This window comes from Marinomonas sp. S3726, assembly GCF_000967665.1.
Taxonomy (GTDB): domain Bacteria; phylum Pseudomonadota; class Gammaproteobacteria; order Pseudomonadales; family Marinomonadaceae; genus Marinomonas.
On the sequence record NZ_JXYC01000004.1, the window covers coordinates 329316 to 349385 of the forward strand.

The window sequence follows — 20070 nt, forward strand, 5'->3', positions numbered from 1 at the left end:
CAATAAAAGCTAAACTTAATAAGGATGATGAAAGACAATGGCTATCCCAAGAATTGCTCAGTATGAACTGCCTGCAACAGAAACCTTTCCTGCGAATAAGGTTAAATGGACAATTGACCCAGAAAAGGCAGTGCTGCTTGTTCATGATATGCAAGATTACTTTGTGAATTTCTTTGATACACAAGCCAGCCCTGTGCCAGCCCTTGTTGAAAATATTGCGAAACTGAAGAAAGTCGCTAAAGCCGCTGGTATTCCTGTCATTTATACGGCGCAGCCAGCAAACCAAGATTTAGAAGAACGAGCATTACTTACAGACTTTTGGGGGCCAGGCTTAAAGCAAGATACCCAAGTTATCGAGGCGTTAGCGCCAGAAAGTGATGACATTCAATATACTAAATGGCGTTACAGTGCGTTTAAAAAGTCACCTTTGCTAGATTTTCTTAAAGAAGAAGGTCGAGATCAGCTAATTGTGTGCGGAATTTACGGACACATAGGTGTGCAAGCAACAGCGCTGGATGCTTTTATGATGGATATAAAGTCTTTTGTTATTGGTGACGCGATTGCAGACTTTAGCTTGGAAGAGCATCAAGGCACACTGGGTTTTGTAACAGGACGCTGTGGTTCGGTGAAAAGCCTAGAACAGGCAGTGAGTGAGATCGCTAGTTAAAAAAATACCTAGGGAAGATGACAAGCTTCTTTGGTTTGTTCACCTTCCCTAGAAATAGCTGCTCTTTAATAGCAGCTTTATTTCCCCCTTTCTTTATTCTTCTTATAGTGTTCTTTACTCATTGATTTAAAAAGGTGTTTTACTGTTTTAGGTAGACTCTCCTTGTCTCTTTAACAGCATTGATTATTAGGGGTAAGGCATCGGATAACTCGATTGGCCGAGCCAGTTGCTCATCTTTCTGGTGATCTGATAACTCTGGTTTAAGGACAAGAAATGCATGGTAAATAGGTAAAAAGTAGCTTCTTAAGTAGGTGTTTTTCTCACTATTTTCAGACATAAGCCGATCAAAAAAATCCCACTCCTTTTTGGCTATTAAAAGGAGTAATAACTCCATTAACCAAGTCTCTTCTAACGTCCATTCAGCTTCTATATTTATCCTTTCTTGCTCATTTTTTAGGGTCTTGAATTTGAGGTAACTCATTAATAAAGAATGAGATTGCTTACGACAGCCTTCTAATAGGGTGGCAAAGCTTGCTTGGATTAAGAGCAAAGGAGAGGTCTCTTGCGCCTGCACAATGACGACTTGCATGGATAGCCGGTAAGCCTGCTTTGTTTCTTGTGCATGACTGAGATATAGGGAGACCAGCTTATCTTCAACGTTAAAACCCTTAGATTGAGCCAGTTGGCAAATGGCTAACTTGATACGATAAGCAAGGTTGGCCTCAAGTTCTGTATTAGCTAAATCAAATAGGCTCAATAAACCTAGGTAAGCCTGCTCATAACCCTTGCTTGCAGCGGTTAATAAAAAACTTAAGCGCTCGCCCGGTAAGTGCGCCTTAAAGTATTGGCTAGCACTGTCGCAGTAGGCTTGGCCGTCTATTTCACCTTCGCCTTGTTGTAAAAATGCATGATGAAATAATGCTTCTAGCTCTGTCTGGCTAACATCTTCATTTGTTTTAAGAGCTTCCTGATAAGCCAGTGATTGCAAGCGAGAGCGAACCACTGTGTTATTTTGTTGAACCTTGTATTCGTCCATATAGGGAATCGACAGACTGAAATAACTTAGCGTATTAAGGCTGTGGGTAATTAACGTTTGTGTTTGTGGAGAAGAAAAGCGCATTAAGTAACTGATATGAAAGCGCTTGTCCGTGATTCGGTAAAAGAGATTTTTATTTTGGCTGGGGATTTTCTCTACCCAAGTTTGTTTTTCTAGCTGGGTTAATTGGGCCGAAATCGTTTTACTGGCAAGATCACACTCTTGAGTAAGCTGGGCTACCTTGATGGCCTGCCAATGGCTGGCTAGGGTATGCACTATTAGCTGTTGCTGAGAGGAAAGGTGCTGCATTTTAAAGTCATATTGAGCCTGATAATGACGTAATACATAACGCAAATAGTGATGACTGGTTTGTAGGCTGGTATCTAATAAGGCTTGGGAAAAATACTCTAGTGTTTGAGCGTTGGCATGGCCAAAACGCCTTACCGCCTCTAACTTGTTAGCTGTAAAGTTGAGGCAGTTTTGCTCAACTTGATATTTTTGCTCTACGTTGACCTGTCCCTCACTAGATTGTCCCTCGCTTGATTGCTTCTCACTCGATTGATTCTTCAGGGCCTTGTTAGCTTGGCTTGGCGCTTTATGCAGCATGTCTTTATGAAGCAAACTAATCAGTAGTTTATAGGCCAATGTCTTGTCTAATTGTGGGATATCCAAGCTGACAAAGGGTTGGGCTAATTGGCTATCCTTCTGACAACTGGCAATCAAGCGATAATATGGCTGTTCAATCGTTAGTATATTTTTGACAAAAAATAAATTGTCAGATTTATCTAGTTGTTTTAAAAGAATATCTAAGTTGTCTATCAAGAGAATCAGTCTGCTATTGGTGTTGTTTATCTCTTCAATCAGACTAGGCCAGCTAATGTTTTCTTTAGGGTGGAAGTGTTCAGCTAGTTCTATTGAATGGGTGCTTCTTAATTTACTTCTGATACGTGAGCATAGATCCTTGATAGAGCGAATACCGTATTCATATTCGTTAAGCCTCACTATGAGAGACGTTTTCGTATTGGGCTCTTGGCTTGAGGTTTGATTCCCGTTTTCTGTCAAATGCTGAGCCAGCTGTTTGATTAAAAGGCTTTTACCTGCGCCTTTATAGCCCCGTATTAATAGGTGTTCTTGCTCTTTTATCTGACTGCGTTTGCTAGTGCCTAGGTGCACTAAAAAGCGTTTCGCTTTTTGGTAAATAATTGAAAATAAAGAAGAATAAATACTGACCTTAGATAGGTCTTCTTGTTCTTCACTCTTATCTTTAGTGGGCTTGGTTAATAATGGCATGCCTCATCCCTGATCTGGATTTTAGTACCCAATACAGCTTTCAAATGTGGCTAGAACGCCAAACCTGAAAAGGAATACAGATGAGATAAAGCTAGTTGGCAAAATATTTATTGTCAAAAAAATAAAATGAATTTTGACAATAAATATTTTGTTAATGATTTTTGATGGTCTTTGCTCTCTATTAGAGCTTGAAAGCATTCACTAAGGATTTTTGCTTGCTTGCTAAGCTTTCTAAGTCTTGGCTGTGTTGGTTATTGGCTTGAGAGGATTGCGCAATATCATCTGCTACAGTCACAATGCGTTGGATATTTTCATTAATAGAGTCCACTTGTGTGTTTTGCACTTGGACAGCTTCACTGATGGATTGGTTGGATGCATTGACTGCATTGATGGCTTCACTGAGCTCACTATAAGAGGCGTTAATTTGCTCGGCGATATTGGCCATGGATTCGGTTTCTGACTGGCTGGTGGCCATTGCCTTGAGTACTTGGTCCGCACTTTGTTTTAGCTGTTCGACAATGCTTTCAATATCATGAGTGGCAGTTTGAGTGCTGCTGGCCAAGGTTCTTACTTCATCTGCGACAACGGAAAATCCACGGCCATGCTCACCAGCACGGGCGGCTTCGATAGAGGCATTTAGTGCTAGCAGGTTTGTTTGTGAGGTAATGTCTTGGATGCTGCTGACAATATCCCCTATACCTGCAATTTCTTTAACTAAAGAAGCAATGGATTGATTGGCTTGCTGCATTTCAATGCCCATTCTGTCTGCCGATAGTTTGTTATTGTTAATACTTTGACTATTTGCTTGCGCCAATTTATGCAAATGCTGTACTTCTTGGTTAGAGGTCTGAGCATGATTAGCTACCTGGCTAGCGCAGTTATGAAGCTCTTCAATGGAGCTTTTCATATCATTGGTTTCTTGGTGCTGATAGCTAATCTGTTTGTCGGTTTTTTGGTTATTGGAACTCGTTTTTTGACTAACCCCAGCAACCTCTTCTGAAACATTCGCAAGTTGCTGAATAATATCAATAAGCTTGTTTCTTAATGTATTTATTTGAGTGGCAATTTGGCCAAATTCATCGGTTTTGTTGAGATGGATATTGTTAGTTAAATCCCCTTGAGTCATTTTCGCTAGATTCTTCATGATTAAAGATAAGGGGCGTCTAATGCTATTTACTGTCGAGAAACCAATAAAGAGTGCAGCACTAAATGAAATTACCAAAAAGATGGTTTGTATTTGGCTGTAGTTCTGATTGCTACTGACGGTGGATTCGTAGGTTTGCTGAGACAGGCTCTTAATTGCTTGGCTTAATTGAGAGAAGTGAATGTCTGCTAAATTTACTTGTTCGGCAAGAGATTTTTGTAAATTCACGCTGCGATTCTGCTGGGCTATCACTGGCGCTAGCTTGGCGTATACACCGTCTGGGTCTTTTAGAGTGAAGTCCATGAAGTCGATATAAAACTGCATCCTATCGAGAATGAGATCGCGATAGCTGCCTAACTCTTTTAAAGTGTTTAACATGGCGGCATATCTGTCTGTTTGTAGTGCTAGTACGCGTTCATATTCAAATTTGTCACTAATGGCCAAGGTGATATTGATATCGCCAACAAACTCACTGTTGATTTGATCCATAAATTGAAAGCTAAAACGGTCAGATAAGGCCTCATCTGGGCTTAAATCTAGCGTTAGTTCTTCTACATCCGAATTATAAAATTCCCATTCTTCTTTGAAATTCTCTAAGGCAGAGACGAGTGCTGCCTCTTGGCTGCTTTTAAGGTTGTTGTCATTCTGTAGCATTAAACCTAAGCCAAAGGTTTGCTCGCTGGCAGGGAGAGCCAAAGCTAGCTGGTCTTCTAATTCGGGGTAATCAATTAGCTGTTGTTCAAGTAATGTTTGCGTTTGGCTAAATTGGTTTCTAATCTCTTCAAAGTCAGTCTGAATGCTTTGTCTTTGCGTCGCTTCTGTGGTGGACAAGTGCTGCATAGTGAGCTTATTTGCCTGTAGTAGCTGCTTGGATAACTGGTTGATGTTATTGCTAATAGGCATCAAGGAATCGAGCTGGAATGCTTGCTGGGACAAGAGACTTGCTTGATTCATAAAGCTCACAACCGCTTGGGAAAGCATGAGCAATAACAAGATAATAAAGCCAATAACGGTTTTTTGGACAACAGTAACTCTCATCTTAGGACCCACCTATCGACAATTGGAAGCAAACACCTTGTTTAACGTATATGAGTTATAAGGGATAAAAAAAGGCGTAACCCAGAGGGTTACGCCTTCTTAGTTAGCTGCGGCTTGGCACAGGCCTTTCGAGAATAGATTGGCTTTTTTCATTGAATAAGTAGCAATGAGAAAGTTGTGCACCAACATCAATGAGATCACCGTGTCGGCTTAAGTCATTACCTGATACTTCAAGGGTTAAACTCTTACCTTGGTAGCTAGCATATAAGAAACTCACGCCACCTAAATGTTCTGCTACATCTACTGACACTTGGATTTTAAAGCTAGAGTCTTCGTCATGAGCGGTTAGGTGTTCTGGACGAACGCCGACTTTGACCTTGTCGCCAACACTACAAGTATTCGCGATAGCTGGCAGGGTAATCTGTTGATCACCAATGCTGATAGTGAGGTCTTGTGCATTGACGGCACTGACTTTAGCATCTAAGAAATTCATTTTTGGTGAGCCAATAAAGCCGGCAACAAATTCATTTACTGGATTATGGTAAAGAGCCATAGGTGAGCCTACTTGCTCAACATTACCGTCTTTAAGAACAACGATTTTGTCGGCCAGTGTCATCGCTTCAACCTGATCATGGGTGACATAAACCATGGTGGCACTAAGCTGTTGGTGTAACTTAGCAATTTGAATACGCATATCGACACGTAATTCAGCATCAAGGTTAGAAAGAGGCTCATCAAACAAGAAAACTTTTGGTTCACGCACAATGGCACGACCAATTGCAACCCTTTGTCTTTGTCCACCTGAAAGCTGTTTTGGCTTACGGTTAAGCATAGATTTAAGCTGCAAAATGTCTGCTGCATGGCTTACCCTTTCTTTGATTAAAGCTGGGTCAGCGCCATTCATACGAAGGCCAAAACTCATATTCTCCTCAACAGTCATATGAGGATAAAGGGCATAAGATTGGAAAACCATGGCAACACCGCGGTCTGCGGGAGCGACTTGGTTCATATTGACATCGCCGATTAGCAAATCGCCGTCAGTAATATCTTCAAGTCCTGCAATAAGCCTTAAAAGAGTCGATTTACCACAGCCTGATGGGCCAACAAAAACAACAAATTCGCCGTCTTGTAAGTCCAGATCTACCCCGTGTATGGTTTCAACTTCATTAAAACGCTTGATGACATTTTTTAATTTTATGGTTGCCATTTTCTGTTAAACCCTAATAGTTTTGCTTGATTAAAGCGTGACGCCTTTAGCTCAACATCACGCGGAGGCCATGGCCCCCATACGTTTGGATACTTCTTGACAGGCTTCTTTTATGCGTTTTTGAAATAATTCAAAACGCTCATCATTTACCCTAAAAACAGGTGCTGTGATACTTAGCGCTGCAATCGGTTCGTTGCGATAATTAAAAATCACTGAAGCCGCACATTGAATGCCTTCTTCGTGTTCCTGCATATCGAGGGACACGCCAGTTTGGCGAATCTTTTCTAATTCATTTCTTAGTTTTTCTTCTGTATCAAGTGTGGTGTCTGTGTGCTTGATAAAGCTTTGCTTGCTAATGGTGTCTGCCAATTCTTCTTCACCTAGGTAGGCAATCATCGCCTTGCCCACACCCGTACAATAAGCTGGGCCTTTTTTACCTACCGCTGAGAATAAGCGAAGGCTTTTTTGGCTTTCCACCTTATCTATATAAATCACTTCGCTTCTATCCAGTACGGCAAGGTGAATAGTTTCACCGGTCTCTTGCCAAAGAGCTTTCATTTGGTCAGCAGCTAGATCACGGATATCCATGCTAGACCAAGCTTTATGAGCAAGTTCCAGCAGGCCGTAACCTGGATGATAAAGCTGTGAGTGATCTTCAAAGCGAACTAGGCCTTCATCGACTAAGGTATTGAGTATGCGGTGGGCGGTGGCTTTAGGTAATTCAGAGCGTTCCACTAGGTCTGCAAAGCGCATTGGATCTTGGGCACAACACACTTCTTTTAAAACCATAAGGGCTTTGCTTAGCGAAGAGCCGCCGGACTTAGCGTCGGTATCAGCCATTCTTTTCTCCTTAAAATTCGGTTTATGAAAGTGGTGCTTAGTATCTACTCTTGCGCTGAATATGGCTAGCAAACCTAATTAATAAAAGTGACATATTTAAACAAAAAACAAAAAATGAAACTCCATTCCATTATTTGTACTAAACATGAGAATGTCAAGATACTAGGGAGAATTTTAAAACTTGCAAAAATTGAAACTATGTTCCATTATTTGATTTTAAGTGATGTCAGGCGTCTTTTAAGGGCATCAAATAATGATAAAAATAAGAGGTGATTTCTTCATGCAGAAGCTCCACAGCAGACAGCAGCAATGGATGCCTGTGCTATTTTTAGCACCTGCACTCATAATGTTTGTGGTTTATGTGATCTTGCCCATCTGTCAAAGCGTATTATTAAGCTTTTATGAATGGGACGGTTTGGGTGATAAGACCTTTGTAGGTTTGGATAACTATTTTGAACTGTTTGAAGATGAACAGTTTTGGTTAGCTTTGAAAAACAACATCTATTGGATGGTGTTTTACATGTTAGCACCGCCTTTGGGTTTGGCTGTTGCCTTATTTTTGAATCAAAAAGTCTTAGGCATTCGATTAGTTAAATCCCTCTTTTTCTTCCCTTTTGTTATCTCTCAAGTTGTTGTTGGTCTTGTGTTCGCTTGGTTTTACGACCCAAGTTACGGCTTGTTTAACATTGCCCTTACCAGTTTAGGCTTTGAGCCTATTGCTGTGTTATCCGATGAGAATTGGGTGACCTTTGGCATTATCGCAGCAGGTCTTTGGCCACAAATCGCTTACTGCATGATTCTTTATCTCACAGGCTTAAATAACCTAAGTCCAGACCAATTAGAAGCAGCTCGTCTTGATGGGGCGCACGGTTGGAAAATGCTTTGGCATGTGATCTTGCCTCAATTAAAACCAGCGACTTTTATCGCAATCGTTGTCACTGTCATTGGAGCTTTGCGTAGTTTCGACTTGGTGGCGACCATGACGGCAGGTGGACCTTTTGGTTCATCAAATGTACTTGCCTATTTCATGTATGAGCAGTCTATTTTCAATTATCGCGTCGGTTACGGTGCTGCTATTGCAACTGTCTTGTTCCTAATTATGGATGTTTATATTGCCTACTTCCTATGGCGCATGCTGAAGAGTGAGAAAGCCTAATGTTTCCAACTCCAATAGAAAAATTATCAAAATCGGTCAATATCAGTTATCGCGCTGCGATCTGGGTTGCCCTTATTCTGTGGCTATTGCCTTTAATTGCGGTAATGATGACATCAGCTCGCTCTGTTGCTGATATTAATATGGGTAACTACTGGGGCATTCCCGAGCAGTGGATGATACTTGAGAACTACACTCAAGTTTTCACCTCGACGCCAATGGCGCGTTACCTTTTGAACTCCATCATGATTACTGTGCCTGCTGTTATCGGTGCCGTTGCTATCTCTACTTTGGCGGGTTATGCCTTAGCTAAGTTTAAGTTTCGCGGTAATGTCCTTTTGTTTGCGACCTTTATTGGTGGCAACTTTGTACCCTTTCAAATTCTGATGATTCCTGTACGTGACCTGACTATCTCTATGGGTCTATACGATACAGCGACAGGTTTGATTTTGTTCCATGTGGCCTTCCAAGCCGGTTTTTGTACCCTCTTTATGCGTAACTTTATTGTTGGTTTACCTGATGAACTGATAGAGGCAGCGCGTGTTGAAGGGGTAAGTGAATGGAAGATCTTCTGGCATGTGGTTTTACCGCTAGTACGACCTGCGATTGCAGCCTTGTCTGTTCTGATCTTTACCTTTATTTGGAATGATTATTTCTGGGCATTAGTGCTAGTACAAAGTGATGAAGTACGACCAGTGACTGCCGGCATTAGTGCTTTGATGGGACAATGGTTAGCTTCTTGGCAGCTGATTTCTGCAGGGTCAATTGTTGCGGCATTACCGCCTGTTATTCTTTTCTTCGCCATGCAAAAACACTTTATCGCAGGCCTGACACTCGGCGCGACTAAGGGTTAATGCTATGACAAATACACAAACGAACTTGCAATCTGATTTTCTTCGACAAGATGTGGCAGGTAAAGCCCTAGTCATTTATTGTCCTCAAGAAGGTGCGCCCGAACTTGTTTATTTTGCCACAAGTTTGCCGCTAGAGACTGATCTTGCTGCGCTAAGATTGAGCCAGCAAACCAGTATTCCACAGGCTATGTTGGATGAACCTGCACCTTTGTCTTTACTGCCAGAAGCGGGCAAGGGTTGGCAAGGCTCTCCTGCTATGGAGATTGCCGCGAACGACAGGCCAACTTGGGCACCACGTTGGTCCTTAGATAAGGTATTAAGCCGTGATGCGGGTTATCAGCTTTTTTTGTCTGATAATCTTGCTCAATTAAGTGTCTGCCTAAGTTTAGGCTTAACTCAAGAAGGTATGTTCAAGCAAAGCCTGAGAGTGACTAACTTAGGTGAAGGGGAGCTAGATGTTCAGCGTCTGGCTTTGACCATGCCAGTTCCCGTTCACTTTACCAAACGTATGAGCTTTTATGGGCGCTGGTGTCAGGAGTTTCAGCAACAGATTTCTCCATGGTTTGATACCTGGGTACAGGAAAACCGTGCTGGGCGTAATTCTCACGCAAATTTCCCTTCGCTGATTGTCGGAGATGAGTTTTTCTCTGAGCTTTCAGGGGATGTCTATGGTTTGCACCTTGCTATAAGTGGTAATCACAGATTAAAAGCAGATTACACCTTGGAAGGCCATAGATATGTGCAGGCAGAAGCGCTCTATTTAGCGGGTGAAATTAAGCTTAAAAAAGGTGAGTCAATCTCGACGCCAGACCTTTTAGTTAGTAACAGTGACGCTGGCTTAAACCCAATGAGTCAGGCGTTTCACCAACATGCTCGTAGTATTCTAAAGCTTGAAAAGCCAAGGCCTGTTCACCTAAATACTTGGGAAGCTTTTTACTTTGACCATGATATGACGCAGTTAAAAGCATTAGCTGATGCGGCGGCTGAGGTTGGAGTAGAGCGCTATATTTTAGACGATGGTTGGTTTAAAGGCCGTAATGGCGAAAGAGCTGCCCTGGGTGACTGGTATATAGATGAAGCGAAATACCCGCAAGGGTTAACGCCCCTCATTGACCATGTGAACAAGCTAGGGATGGAGTTTGGTCTTTGGTTTGAGCCAGAAATGCTGAACCCAGATTCAGACCTATATCGAGCACACCCTGATTGGGCCCTGCAATTAAGTGACTATTCTAATGTCATGGGCCGCTATCAAATGGTGTTGGATCTCGCTAATCCTGAGGCTTACCAATATATTCGCGAAAGACTTTTCAGCTTACTAGGCGATCACAATATTGCTTATGTGAAGTGGGATATGAACCGTGATTATAGCCAAGCGGGAACAGACCTTGCGCCTAAAGCTCATGCACAAGTGCAGGCCTTATATCGTTTATTTGGCGAACTTAATGAGGCTTTTCCACAGGTTGAGTTTGAATCTTGCTCTTCGGGTGGTGCTCGGGTTGATTTTGGTATCTTGGCTTACTGTAAGCGTTTTTGGGCATCAGATTGTAATGATGCTTTAGAAAGGCAATCTATCCAGCGTGGTTTTAGTTATTTCTTCCCACCGGAAGTGATGGGGTCTCATATTGGCCCTGATAAGAGCCACACAACCAGTCGTATTCATGATGTTAATTTTAGAGCAGGCACCGCCATGCTTGGGCATCTAGGTATCGAATGGAATTTGTTAGAAGCCAATCCAGAGCAAAAGGCGAATATTACCAGTTGGATAAACCATTATAAGTCGAATCGTGACTTGCTTCATAAGGGCAACAATTGGCGCTTACCAAGTGCTGATGGCTGTGCTCAAGCGAACTGGGCAGTGAATGATGCGGCGACTCAAGGTGTGCTGGTTTATTGCCAAATGACCATGCCAAAACAGGCGCAACCTTTACCGCTGAAGTTGCCTAATTTAGTTCCTACCCAAAATTATAGGGTCAAGGTGCTAGAGCATAGTCCTATTCCTAATCATTTAATGAAAGCTATGCCTGCTTGGTGGGGGCAAGACCTCATTCTCAATGGTGCCAGCTTAACCAAGCTAGGCCTGCAATTACCCATTTTAGACCCAGAATCTCTGCTGTTGCTGGCAATAGAAGCATGCTGAGTACGCTGTTTTAAGTATTCACGAGGAAAGATCAAATGACTGATAACAAGAAGCCATCCACACTAGAAGAATTAAATCTGGTTAACCTTGATGATGAGAAACCTAGCGCAGGTAAACCATTAAGAAGTCAGCAATGGTATGGCAAGTTAGATAAAGATGGCTTTATTCACCGTAGTTGGATGAAGAACCAAGGTTTACCTGATCATAGCTTTGATGGCAGACCGATTATTGGTATCTGTAATTCTTGGAGTGAGCTCACTCCTTGTAATGCTCATTTGCGTGAGCTGGCTGAATATGTGAAGCGTGGTGTATGGGAAGCCGGTGGTGTGCCACTTGAGTTCCCCGTGATGTCTTTGGGCGAAACCCAAATGAAGCCGACCGCTATGTTATTCCGTAACTTGATGAGCATGGATGTGGAAGAGTCTATGCGTGCTTACGGCATCGATGGCGTGGTGTTATTAGGAGGTTGTGACAAGACAACGCCTGCGCAACTGATGGGTGCCTGCTCGGTCGATTTACCTACTATCATAGTGTCTTCTGGCCCTATGCTAAATGGTAAGTATCGTGGCCAAGATATTGGTTCTGGTACCGATGTTTGGAAATTCAGTGAAGCAGTGCGTGGTGGACATATGAGCCTTGACGAGTTCATGCGTGCTGAGTCTGGCATGTCTCGTTCTCGCGGTACTTGTATGACGATGGGGACAGCCTCAACTATGTCTTGCTTGGTTGAAGCCTTGGGCATGTCTTTACCAGAAAACGGTACCTTGCCTGCAGTGGATGCAAGACGCCAAGCGCTTTCTCACCTTACCGGTCGACGTATTGTTGAAATGGTAAAAGAAGATCTAAAACCGTCTGATATTCTAACCAAGCCTGCGTTTGAAAATGCGATCCGAGCCAATGCTGCTGTGGGTGGTTCAACCAATGCTGTGATGCATTTATTAGCCATTGCTGGCCGTGTTGGTGTGGACTTAAGCCTAGATGATTGGGACAGAATTGGGGCTGAAATTCCTTGTCTTGTTGACCTAATGCCATCGGGTAAATATCTCATGGAAGACTTCCATTATGCTGGTGGCTTCCCTGCTTTGATTGAAAGAATGCGTCACCTCTTTGATATGGATACTAAGACTGTCACGGGTGTGAGCTTAGGCGAATCTATGCAAGGAGCTGAGTGCTTCAATGACGATGTGATTAGAACCTTAGATAATCCATTGAGAGAAAAAGCAGGTATTGCTGTGTTACGCGGTAACCTGTCACCGCTGGGTGCCATCATTAAACCAAGTGCTGCTACGCCTGCTTTGTTACAGCACAAGGGTAAAGCCGTGGTGTTTGAAAACATTGAAGATTATAAAGCCCGCATTGATGACCCTGAGTTAGACATAGATGCGAACTCAATCATGGTACTCAAAGGCTGTGGTCCTAAGGGTTATCCCGGTATGCCTGAAGTGGGCAACATGGCACTACCAAGCAAGTTATTAGAGCAAGGTATTACCGATATGGTGCGTATCAGTGATGCCCGTATGAGTGGCACAGCATTTGGTACCGTGGTGTTACATGTTGCACCAGAATCGACTATTGGTGGCCCTTTAGCCTTAGTTGAAAATGGTGACGAGATCTCCTTAGATGTGGCGGGTCGCAGTCTACATTTGCATATCTCAGATGAAGACATGCAAGCCCGTAAAGCCAAATGGCAGCCGGAAGAAAGTGAATATCATAGGGGTTACGCCAAGCTTTATATCGACCATGTTCTACAGGCTGACCAAGGGGCTGACCTTGACTTCCTAGTAGGTAAAAGTGGTTCTGTTGTCAAAAGGGAGTCTCATTAATGTCCCAAGCTCAAATAGAAAATTCAACCCATTACCCTAGTTTGGATGGACGCCATGTTTTAGTGACTGGTGGTGCATCGGGAATAGGGGAAGCCTTGGTTATTGCTTTGGCAAAACAAGGCTGTGCTGTGAGCTTCTTTGATATTGATGAAGAGGCCGGTAACAAGCTCGCCCAAAGCCTTAACTCTCAATCTCTAAAGGCGCATTTTGAGCTGGTGGATCTCACTGATATTGAGATGCTAAAAAGCAAAATACAAGCAAGACTTGATGACTGGGGAGCGATTCGTGCCTTAGTTAATAATGCCGCGAATGATCATAGACATACTTTGGCAGAGTTAAGCTCAGATGAGTTTGATCAATGTATGGCGGTTAATTTGAAACACCACTTTTTTGCGGCACAGAAAGTGGCACCACTTATGGCTGAAGCCGGTGGTGGCAGCATTATTAATATGAGTTCTAACTCTTGGATGTTAGGCCTAAGTGGTTACCCAGGTTATGTCACAGCAAAAGCAGGCATAAGTGGTTTAACCAAGGGGTTAGCACGAGAGCTCGGACCAACTAAGGTACGAGTCAATACCGTACTACCTGGTTGGGTCATGACAGAGAAACAAAAAGCCCTTTGGCTGACGCCAGAGGCAGAAGTTGAGTTAATGCAGCAACAAGCATTACAGGAAAAGATTCAGCCAGAAGATGTGGCGGATCTTGTGCTCTTTTTGGCAGCCGATGATAGCCGCATGATTACTGGGCAAAGCCTGGTGGTAGATGGTGGCCGTTTATGAAAACAGGGTCTCAGGAATCAGCGCGAGTACAGGATTATCTCTGTATTGCTGTTGATTGGGGAACGTCAAATCTACGTGCTTATTTGCTTGATCACGATGGCAACTCCCTCGATCACAGGGAGAGTAATAAAGGCATTCTAAATGTTGTACCTGGCCAGTTTGAAACCGTGCTGACTAATTTAGCGGGCGACTGGTTTCAGCAAGGTTTGCCTATTTTGATGGCCGGCATGGTAGGCAGTCGCACTGGTTGGCAAGAAGTTGAATATCAAACTTGCCCGCTTAGCCTAGATACCTTAGGTGAAAAACTGCACTGGTTAGAGACGGATCTAGATTGCCCTGTGGCCATCGTACCTGGCTTACAAGGACTTGGTATCAGTGGCAGTAACGACATAATGCGTGGTGAAGAAACCCAGTTATTAGGTGTGCTTGATTGGTTACAAAGCCAGCAATCCGATGAAGATGTTTTGTGCTGCATGCCGGGTACTCACTGTAAGTGGGTGCGTATTGAGAAAGGGCAAATCAAACAATTTTCTACCACTTTCTCTGGTGAGCTATTTGCCAATATCAATCGTGATTCCAGCTTGGTCAGAGGTTTACCTAGCTCAGAAACCTTAGATGCTGAGGCCTTTAAATTAGGTTTAGCTACCAGTCAGCAACAAGGTGGACTATTGCACCATCTCTTTAGTGTGCGCAGTAATTACATCAGTAATGAGCTTAGCCCTGATCAAGTGCGGGATTACTTGTCTGGTGTTGTCATAGGTCATGATGCAATGGACATGTTAAAGGCTATTTCGATACAAGCTTCTAACACTGAAAAGGCTGAAAAAGTACATCTTATTGGTAGTCGAGCTCTGTGTGATAGATATGCCATCGCCTTGGAATTTTTTGGGGTGGAACATCTTTTTATTGAGGCGGGAGAAGCCAGTATTCGCGGCCTCAAGTGTTTAGCAGAGCAAAACCAAGGCTGCTTTCAAACTTATAACCAAGAACGAAATTTAGGGGAGTGTAATCAATGAAAGACTTTTCAACATTAATGGCCCAATTACCTATGGTTGCTATTCTTAGAGGAATTAAACCGGAAGAGGTATTGGGCCATGCTGAAGCTTTGATTGACGCAGGCTTTAGTATTTTGGAAGTGCCTCTTAACTCGCCTGAGCCTTTTAAAAGTATTGAAATGCTACAGCAAAAATATGGTGATAAAGCTTTAATTGGTGCTGGTACTGTAATGCGTAAAGAACAAGTTGAGAAGCTTGTCGAAATAGGGGCTGGACTTATGGTTTGCCCGCATACGGATGTGGAGCTGATTCGAACTGCAAAAGCGTCAGGTTTATATGCTTTCCCTGGTTTCTTTACCGCTAGCGAAGCTTTTGCGGCAATGGAAGCTGGAGCGGATGCGATTAAGCTTTTTCCCGCTGAGGCTATGACATCACCGAAAGTCATTTCTGCTATATGTGCGGTTGTCCCAAAAAGTGTTCGAATTTGCCCAGTAGGTGGTGTAACACCTGACAATATGAGCGCTTATATTGATGCGGGCGCTCAGGGGTTTGGCTTAGGGTCTGCCTTGTATAAGGCAGGTCAAAGCGTGGCGACTACATCTGAAAATGCCAAAGCATTTGTTGCTGGTTGGCAGGCTATTTCTGAGGCAGCACGCTAATGTTATCCATGACCTCTGTGAGTATTAAGCAGCACCAATTGGCCGAAGGGCCATTTTGGTGTCAGCGCAGCCAAGCTTTATATTGGGTGGACATTCTAGGACAAGAAGTCTGGTGTTGGCATCAGTCCAGTGGATTAAGAAAAAGTTGGCGCTTCGATCAAAAAGTCTCAGCGGTATTCACTACTCAAAGTTACCGCTTATTACTTTGTCTAGCAGACGGCGTTGCTTATTTTGATCCTGAAACAGAAGTCTTAGAGTATCTGTGCAAGCTTGATGAAGATAGACCTAATAATCGTCTTAATGATGCTAAGTGTGATCAGGATGGTGTGCTTTATGTTGGCTCTATGGATGATGATGAAACACTAAAAACGGGCCGTCTTTGGCAAGTTGATCAAACGGGTCAAAAGACCTGTTTATTAGATGATATTGGCATTTCCAATACGCTTGCTTGGGACTACTCTCGCGAGCGTTTCTATTTTGCTGACTCAATGAAAGGGGAAATACATGCTTTCCCTTGGCCTAACTTTCGAGATGTAAGAAGTGATGCTGCTTTTGTCAAAACACCAGAGGGCTTTGGTCCAGATGGCTCTTGTTTAGATGCTGATGGCAATCTGTGGAATGCCATGTGGGGCGCAGGAAAAGTAGTGTGCTATACCCCAGAAGGGGTGACAAAGCATGTTATTGATCTGCCTTTTAAGTGCCCAACAAGCTGTGCCTTTGGCGGAGAGAAGGGGGATATTTTATTTGTCACTTCAGCCAGTGTAGGTGAGGCAAACCCTGCGGATAAGCCTTTTGCAGGACAAGTCATCGCCATTAATTTATTTAAAACCTTAGGCATAAACGTAAGTGGCGCGCCGGGCCAAGCGTTTGCTGGAGCATAAAGTATGAAATTAGGTGTTTGTTATTACCCTGAGCATTGGCCTAAATCTCGTTGGCAGACTGATGTTAAAGCCATGGTTGAGATAGGCATTGAGTATGTGCGTATTGGTGAGTTCAGCTGGAGTCGCCTTGAAGGTGTTGAGGGTGAATATACCTGGGATTGGTTAGACGATGCTCTGGAAGTCTTAGGGAATGCTGGACTTAAAGTGATTTTAGGGACACCAACAGCCACACCACCTAAGTGGCTGGTGGATAAGCATCCTAGTATGCTCGCTTGTGATGAAGCAGGCCAACCAAGAGGTTTTGGTTCTCGTCGTCATTATAGCTTTGCGAGCCTTGATTACCGCCAAGAGTGTCGTCGAATTGTGACGGATATGGCTAAGCGTTACGGTGCTCATGATGCGATTGTCGCTTGGCAAACGGATAATGAATACGGTTGTCACGATACTATTTTAAGTTATGCCGATGTGGATCTTGCTGCCTTTAAAGTTTGGTTAGCAGAGAAATATTCAAATATTGAGGCCCTCAATCAGGCTTGGGGTAATGTTTTCTGGAGCATGGAATATGCAAGCTTTGACGAAATTGAGCTGCCTAATCTGACGGTTACAGAGGCTAATCCTGCCCATAGATTAGACTTCCATCGCTGTTGTTCTGACCAAGTGGTTGCCTATAACAAGTTACAAGCCGATATCTTGCGTGAGTATTCTCCAGGGCGAGATCTGGTACATAACTATATGGGGTTCTTTACCGCTTTTGACCATCACAAGGTGGGGCAAGATCTAGATGTAGCAAGTTGGGATACTTATCCCCTTGGCTTTCTTGATCAAGAAGCGATTTACCAAGACGAAGAAAAACAAACGTATTTACGTACAGGTCATCCTGACTTTGGTGCTTTCCATCACGATTTATATCGTGGCTGTGGTAAAGGGCGCCTTTGGATTATGGAACAACAGCCGGGGCCGGTTAACTGGGCTCCCCATAACCCAACCCCTGCCGATGGTGCGGTAAGACTTTGGACTTGGGAAGCCTTTTCCCATGGGGCTGAATTAGTCTCTTATTTCCGCTGGCGACAAGCCCCATTTGCCCAAGAGCAAATGCATTCTGGTTTATTAAGGCCTGATGCTTCTAAAGCAGAAGCGGCTTTTGAGGCTCAGCAAGTTTCCGATGAAATTAATCATTTAAGCCAGCAATTGGGTCTAGATAAGGATGAACTAGAAGCTTTGCCAAGTGCCGGTAGCGTTGCTTTGATGTTTGATTACGATGCCTGTTGGGCGTTGGATATTCAGCCTCAGTCTCAGGCATATCGTTATTTGTTCTGGTGTTACCGTGTTTATGAATCTCTAAGAGAGCTTGGTTTAAGTATCGATATTATCTCGCCTAAGAGTGATTTGAGTGCTTATAAAATGTTGGTATTACCAGCGCAGGTCGTGATTGATGACATGCTGCAAAAGGCGCTTGATAAATTTGAAGGTGTTTTATTGGTTGGACCGCGCTCTGGCAGTAAAACGTCTGATTATCAAATTCCAGATGAACTGGCGCCTGGCAAACTACAAACATTAATGCCGCTTCAAGTTGAGCGAGTTGATGCCTTACCTGAGCATACCCAGCCCTCTGTTAATGGTGCTTGGGGGCAAGGTCAGCTTAAACATTGGCGTGAGCAAATAAATACTGAGTTAGCCGTTCATCTTGAGGATGAACAAGGTCAGCCTGTTCTTGTGGGTGAGGATAAGCGTTTTTATTTAGGTGCTTGTTTGGACAAGGCCTTGTTAAAAAGCTGTTTTGAAAAGCTTGCGGGACAGGCGGAATTACCTGTCTATTATTTACCTAAAGGTGTGCGAATGCGCCATCGCGGCAAGCTGATATTTGTCTTTAATTACGGACAAAGCGCAGCGAATTATGTGCCATTAGGGGCAACTTGCTTGATTGGACAAGCCCAGGTTGCGCCGGCGGGTATCAGTATCTGGTTGAAATCGTAAAAATGTACAAAAAATAAACTGAAACTGGGTTTCATTTATTGACGAAAGTGAAAATTTACTTAATACTGAAACCGTGTTCCGTTTTATAAAAATAAAAGTGAGGATCTACTCAACATGAAAACCATTAAGTCTTTAATTGCTGGTACAGCTATGGCTGCAGCAGCTTGGTCGGTACAAGCGGGTACGCTTGTCATTAACTCAGACCAGGCCGATCCAGCGCCGAAAAAAGCTTTTGCTGAAATCGTTGAAAAATTTACCGCTGAAAATCCGGATGTCGAAATTAAGTACAACTTATACGACAAAGAAGGTTATAAAACGGCAATACGAAACTGGTTAGCAACGTCTCCACCAGATTTGGTTTTCTGGTATGCGGGTAACCGTATGAAGACCTTTGTTGAACGTGGCATGTTTGAAGATGTGAGTGATATTTGGGATAGCGAAGATCTTCACTCAAGCATGAGCACAGCAGAAGCTGCCATGACAATTGATGATAAACAATGGGGTATTCCATACACTTATTACCAATGGGGCGTTTACTATCGTAAAGATATCTTTGAAGCTCGCGGCCTAAGTGAGCCAAAAACATGGGATGAGTTTTTAGCTGTCTCTGCGGCATTGAAAGCAGATAAAATTGCTCCGATTGCGATCGGTACAAAATACCTTTGGACTGCGGCGGGTTGGTTCGATTATCTGAACTTACGTACTAATGGTCTGCAATTTCATATTGATCTAATGGATGGCAAAATCCCTTACACAGACGAACGTGTACGTAAAACTTTCGAGAACTGGAAGCAATTGGTTGAACCTGGTTATTTCTTAGAAAACCATGCTTCATACTCTTGGCAAGAAGCTCAGCCATTTATGTATAACGGTGATGCTGCTATGTACTTAATTGGTAATTTCATTACGCCTAACTTCCCGAAAGAGTTGGATGGCAAAATGGGATTCTTCCAATTCCCACAAATTGATCCAAGTATTCCTATGGCAGAAGATGCGCCTATGGATACAGTGCATATTCCTAGCAAAGCTAAGAACAAAGAAGACGCTCGTAAGTTCTTGAAATTTATGGCGCGAGCTGACAACCAAACTTTGGTTAATGCTGCCTTGTTACAAATACCGCCGCATAAGGATGCGCAAGCTGTTGATAACTACTTCCTTAATAAAGGTGTGAATATGTTATCAAATGCTGCGGGTACTGCTCAGTTCTACGACCGAGATACTGCTCCGAGTATGGCGAAGGAAGGTATGAAAGGTTTCCAAGAGTTTATGGTTAAACCTGAGCGTTTGGATGCGATTTTGAAGCGTCTTGAGAAAGTGCGTAAGCGTACTTTTAAAGTGAAATAAACTTTCATTTGTGATGCAAAAGCAGTGCTCTATTAGAGTGCTGCTTTTTGTCGTTTTAGGGCAGTATAAAATGCTCTCACCTTATTAGCTGCTCTGTTTAATTGAATATTTAGTAATAAGCTTTTTATTAGGTTGAAGGCTAATTGATTGGAAATTAGCTTGAAAATGCGCAAAGAACTTACTAAGTCACCTTAAATGTTACAAAATAAGCATAGTTAGATCAGGCTTTTTGATAAATACTTAGAACCT

At 43.1% G+C, this 20070-nt stretch carries 15 protein-coding genes; 11 read left to right on the top strand and 4 right to left on the bottom strand.

Annotation, left to right across the window (positions count from 1 at the left end; all coding sequences use genetic code 11):
* Positions 1-37 precede the first annotated feature (37 nt).
* Positions 38-667 (top strand): isochorismatase family protein, encoded by a 630-nt coding sequence (locus tag TW85_RS02710; protein ID WP_046015885.1) that lies wholly within the window; start codon positions 38-40, stop codon positions 665-667.
* A gap of 139 nt (positions 668-806) precedes the next feature.
* On the opposite strand, the gene TW85_RS02715 is transcribed toward TW85_RS02710, so the two are convergent.
* The 4 genes from TW85_RS02715 to TW85_RS02730 form a co-directional block, all read right to left on the bottom strand.
* Entirely contained in the window at positions 807-2993 is a 2187-nt protein-coding gene (locus TW85_RS02715) for a hypothetical protein (RefSeq protein ID WP_046015535.1), read from the bottom strand.
* 181 nt (positions 2994-3174) lie between these two features.
* On the bottom strand, positions 3175-5175 hold the full coding sequence (locus tag TW85_RS02720) for a methyl-accepting chemotaxis protein (protein ID WP_046015536.1): 2001 nt from the start codon (positions 5173-5175) through the stop codon (positions 3175-3177).
* Between the two features lie 103 nt (positions 5176-5278).
* Positions 5279-6382, bottom strand: a complete 1104-nt coding sequence (gene ugpC / locus TW85_RS02725; protein ID WP_046015537.1) for a sn-glycerol-3-phosphate ABC transporter ATP-binding protein UgpC — start codon at positions 6380-6382, stop codon at positions 5279-5281.
* A 57-nt stretch (positions 6383-6439) separates the two neighbouring features.
* Positions 6440-7222 carry an IclR family transcriptional regulator gene (locus tag TW85_RS02730; protein ID WP_046015538.1) on the bottom strand — a complete coding sequence of 261 codons (783 nt, stop codon included), beginning with the start codon at positions 7220-7222 and terminating at the stop codon, positions 6440-6442.
* A gap of 280 nt (positions 7223-7502) precedes the next feature.
* Between TW85_RS02730 and TW85_RS02735 the strand changes: the two genes are divergently transcribed.
* From TW85_RS02735 to TW85_RS02780, 10 genes are all read left to right on the top strand, one after another.
* Positions 7503-8378 carry a sugar ABC transporter permease gene (locus tag TW85_RS02735; protein WP_046015539.1) on the top strand — a complete coding sequence of 292 codons (876 nt, stop codon included), beginning with the start codon at positions 7503-7505 and terminating at the stop codon, positions 8376-8378.
* Positions 8378-9229 carry a carbohydrate ABC transporter permease gene (locus TW85_RS02740; protein ID WP_046015540.1) on the top strand — a complete coding sequence of 284 codons (852 nt, stop codon included), beginning with the start codon at positions 8378-8380 and terminating at the stop codon, positions 9227-9229. Before TW85_RS02735 ends, TW85_RS02740 begins: the two co-directional genes overlap by 1 nt.
* 4 nt (positions 9230-9233) lie before the next feature.
* A complete protein-coding gene (locus tag TW85_RS02745; protein ID WP_046015541.1) occupies positions 9234-11366 on the top strand; it encodes an alpha-galactosidase in 2133 nt (710 codons plus the stop codon).
* 35 nt (positions 11367-11401) lie between these two features.
* Entirely contained in the window at positions 11402-13189 is a 1788-nt protein-coding gene (locus TW85_RS02750; protein WP_238326156.1) for an IlvD/Edd family dehydratase, read from the top strand.
* Entirely contained in the window at positions 13189-13968 is a 780-nt protein-coding gene (locus TW85_RS02755; RefSeq protein WP_046015542.1) for an SDR family oxidoreductase, read from the top strand. Before TW85_RS02750 ends, TW85_RS02755 begins: the two co-directional genes overlap by 1 nt.
* Entirely contained in the window at positions 13965-14984 is a 1020-nt protein-coding gene (locus tag TW85_RS02760; protein ID WP_046015543.1) for a 2-dehydro-3-deoxygalactonokinase, read from the top strand. The genes TW85_RS02755 and TW85_RS02760 overlap by 4 nt, the downstream gene beginning before the upstream one ends.
* Complete coding sequence (locus TW85_RS02765; RefSeq protein ID WP_046015544.1) at positions 14981-15622, top strand: 2-dehydro-3-deoxy-6-phosphogalactonate aldolase; 642 nt, start codon at positions 14981-14983, stop codon at positions 15620-15622. The genes TW85_RS02760 and TW85_RS02765 overlap by 4 nt, the downstream gene beginning before the upstream one ends.
* Positions 15622-16503, top strand: coding sequence for an SMP-30/gluconolactonase/LRE family protein (locus TW85_RS02770; protein ID WP_084616081.1), 882 nt, complete (start codon positions 15622-15624; stop codon positions 16501-16503). Before TW85_RS02765 ends, TW85_RS02770 begins: the two co-directional genes overlap by 1 nt.
* Positions 16504-16506: 3 nt before the next feature.
* Entirely contained in the window at positions 16507-18477 is a 1971-nt protein-coding gene (locus TW85_RS02775) for a beta-galactosidase (protein ID WP_046015545.1), read from the top strand.
* 114 nt (positions 18478-18591) lie between these two features.
* Positions 18592-19821: an extracellular solute-binding protein gene (locus TW85_RS02780; RefSeq protein ID WP_046015546.1), complete on the top strand. Its 1230-nt coding sequence runs from the start codon at positions 18592-18594 to the stop codon at positions 19819-19821.
* The last annotated feature ends 249 nt before the right edge of the window (positions 19822-20070 follow it).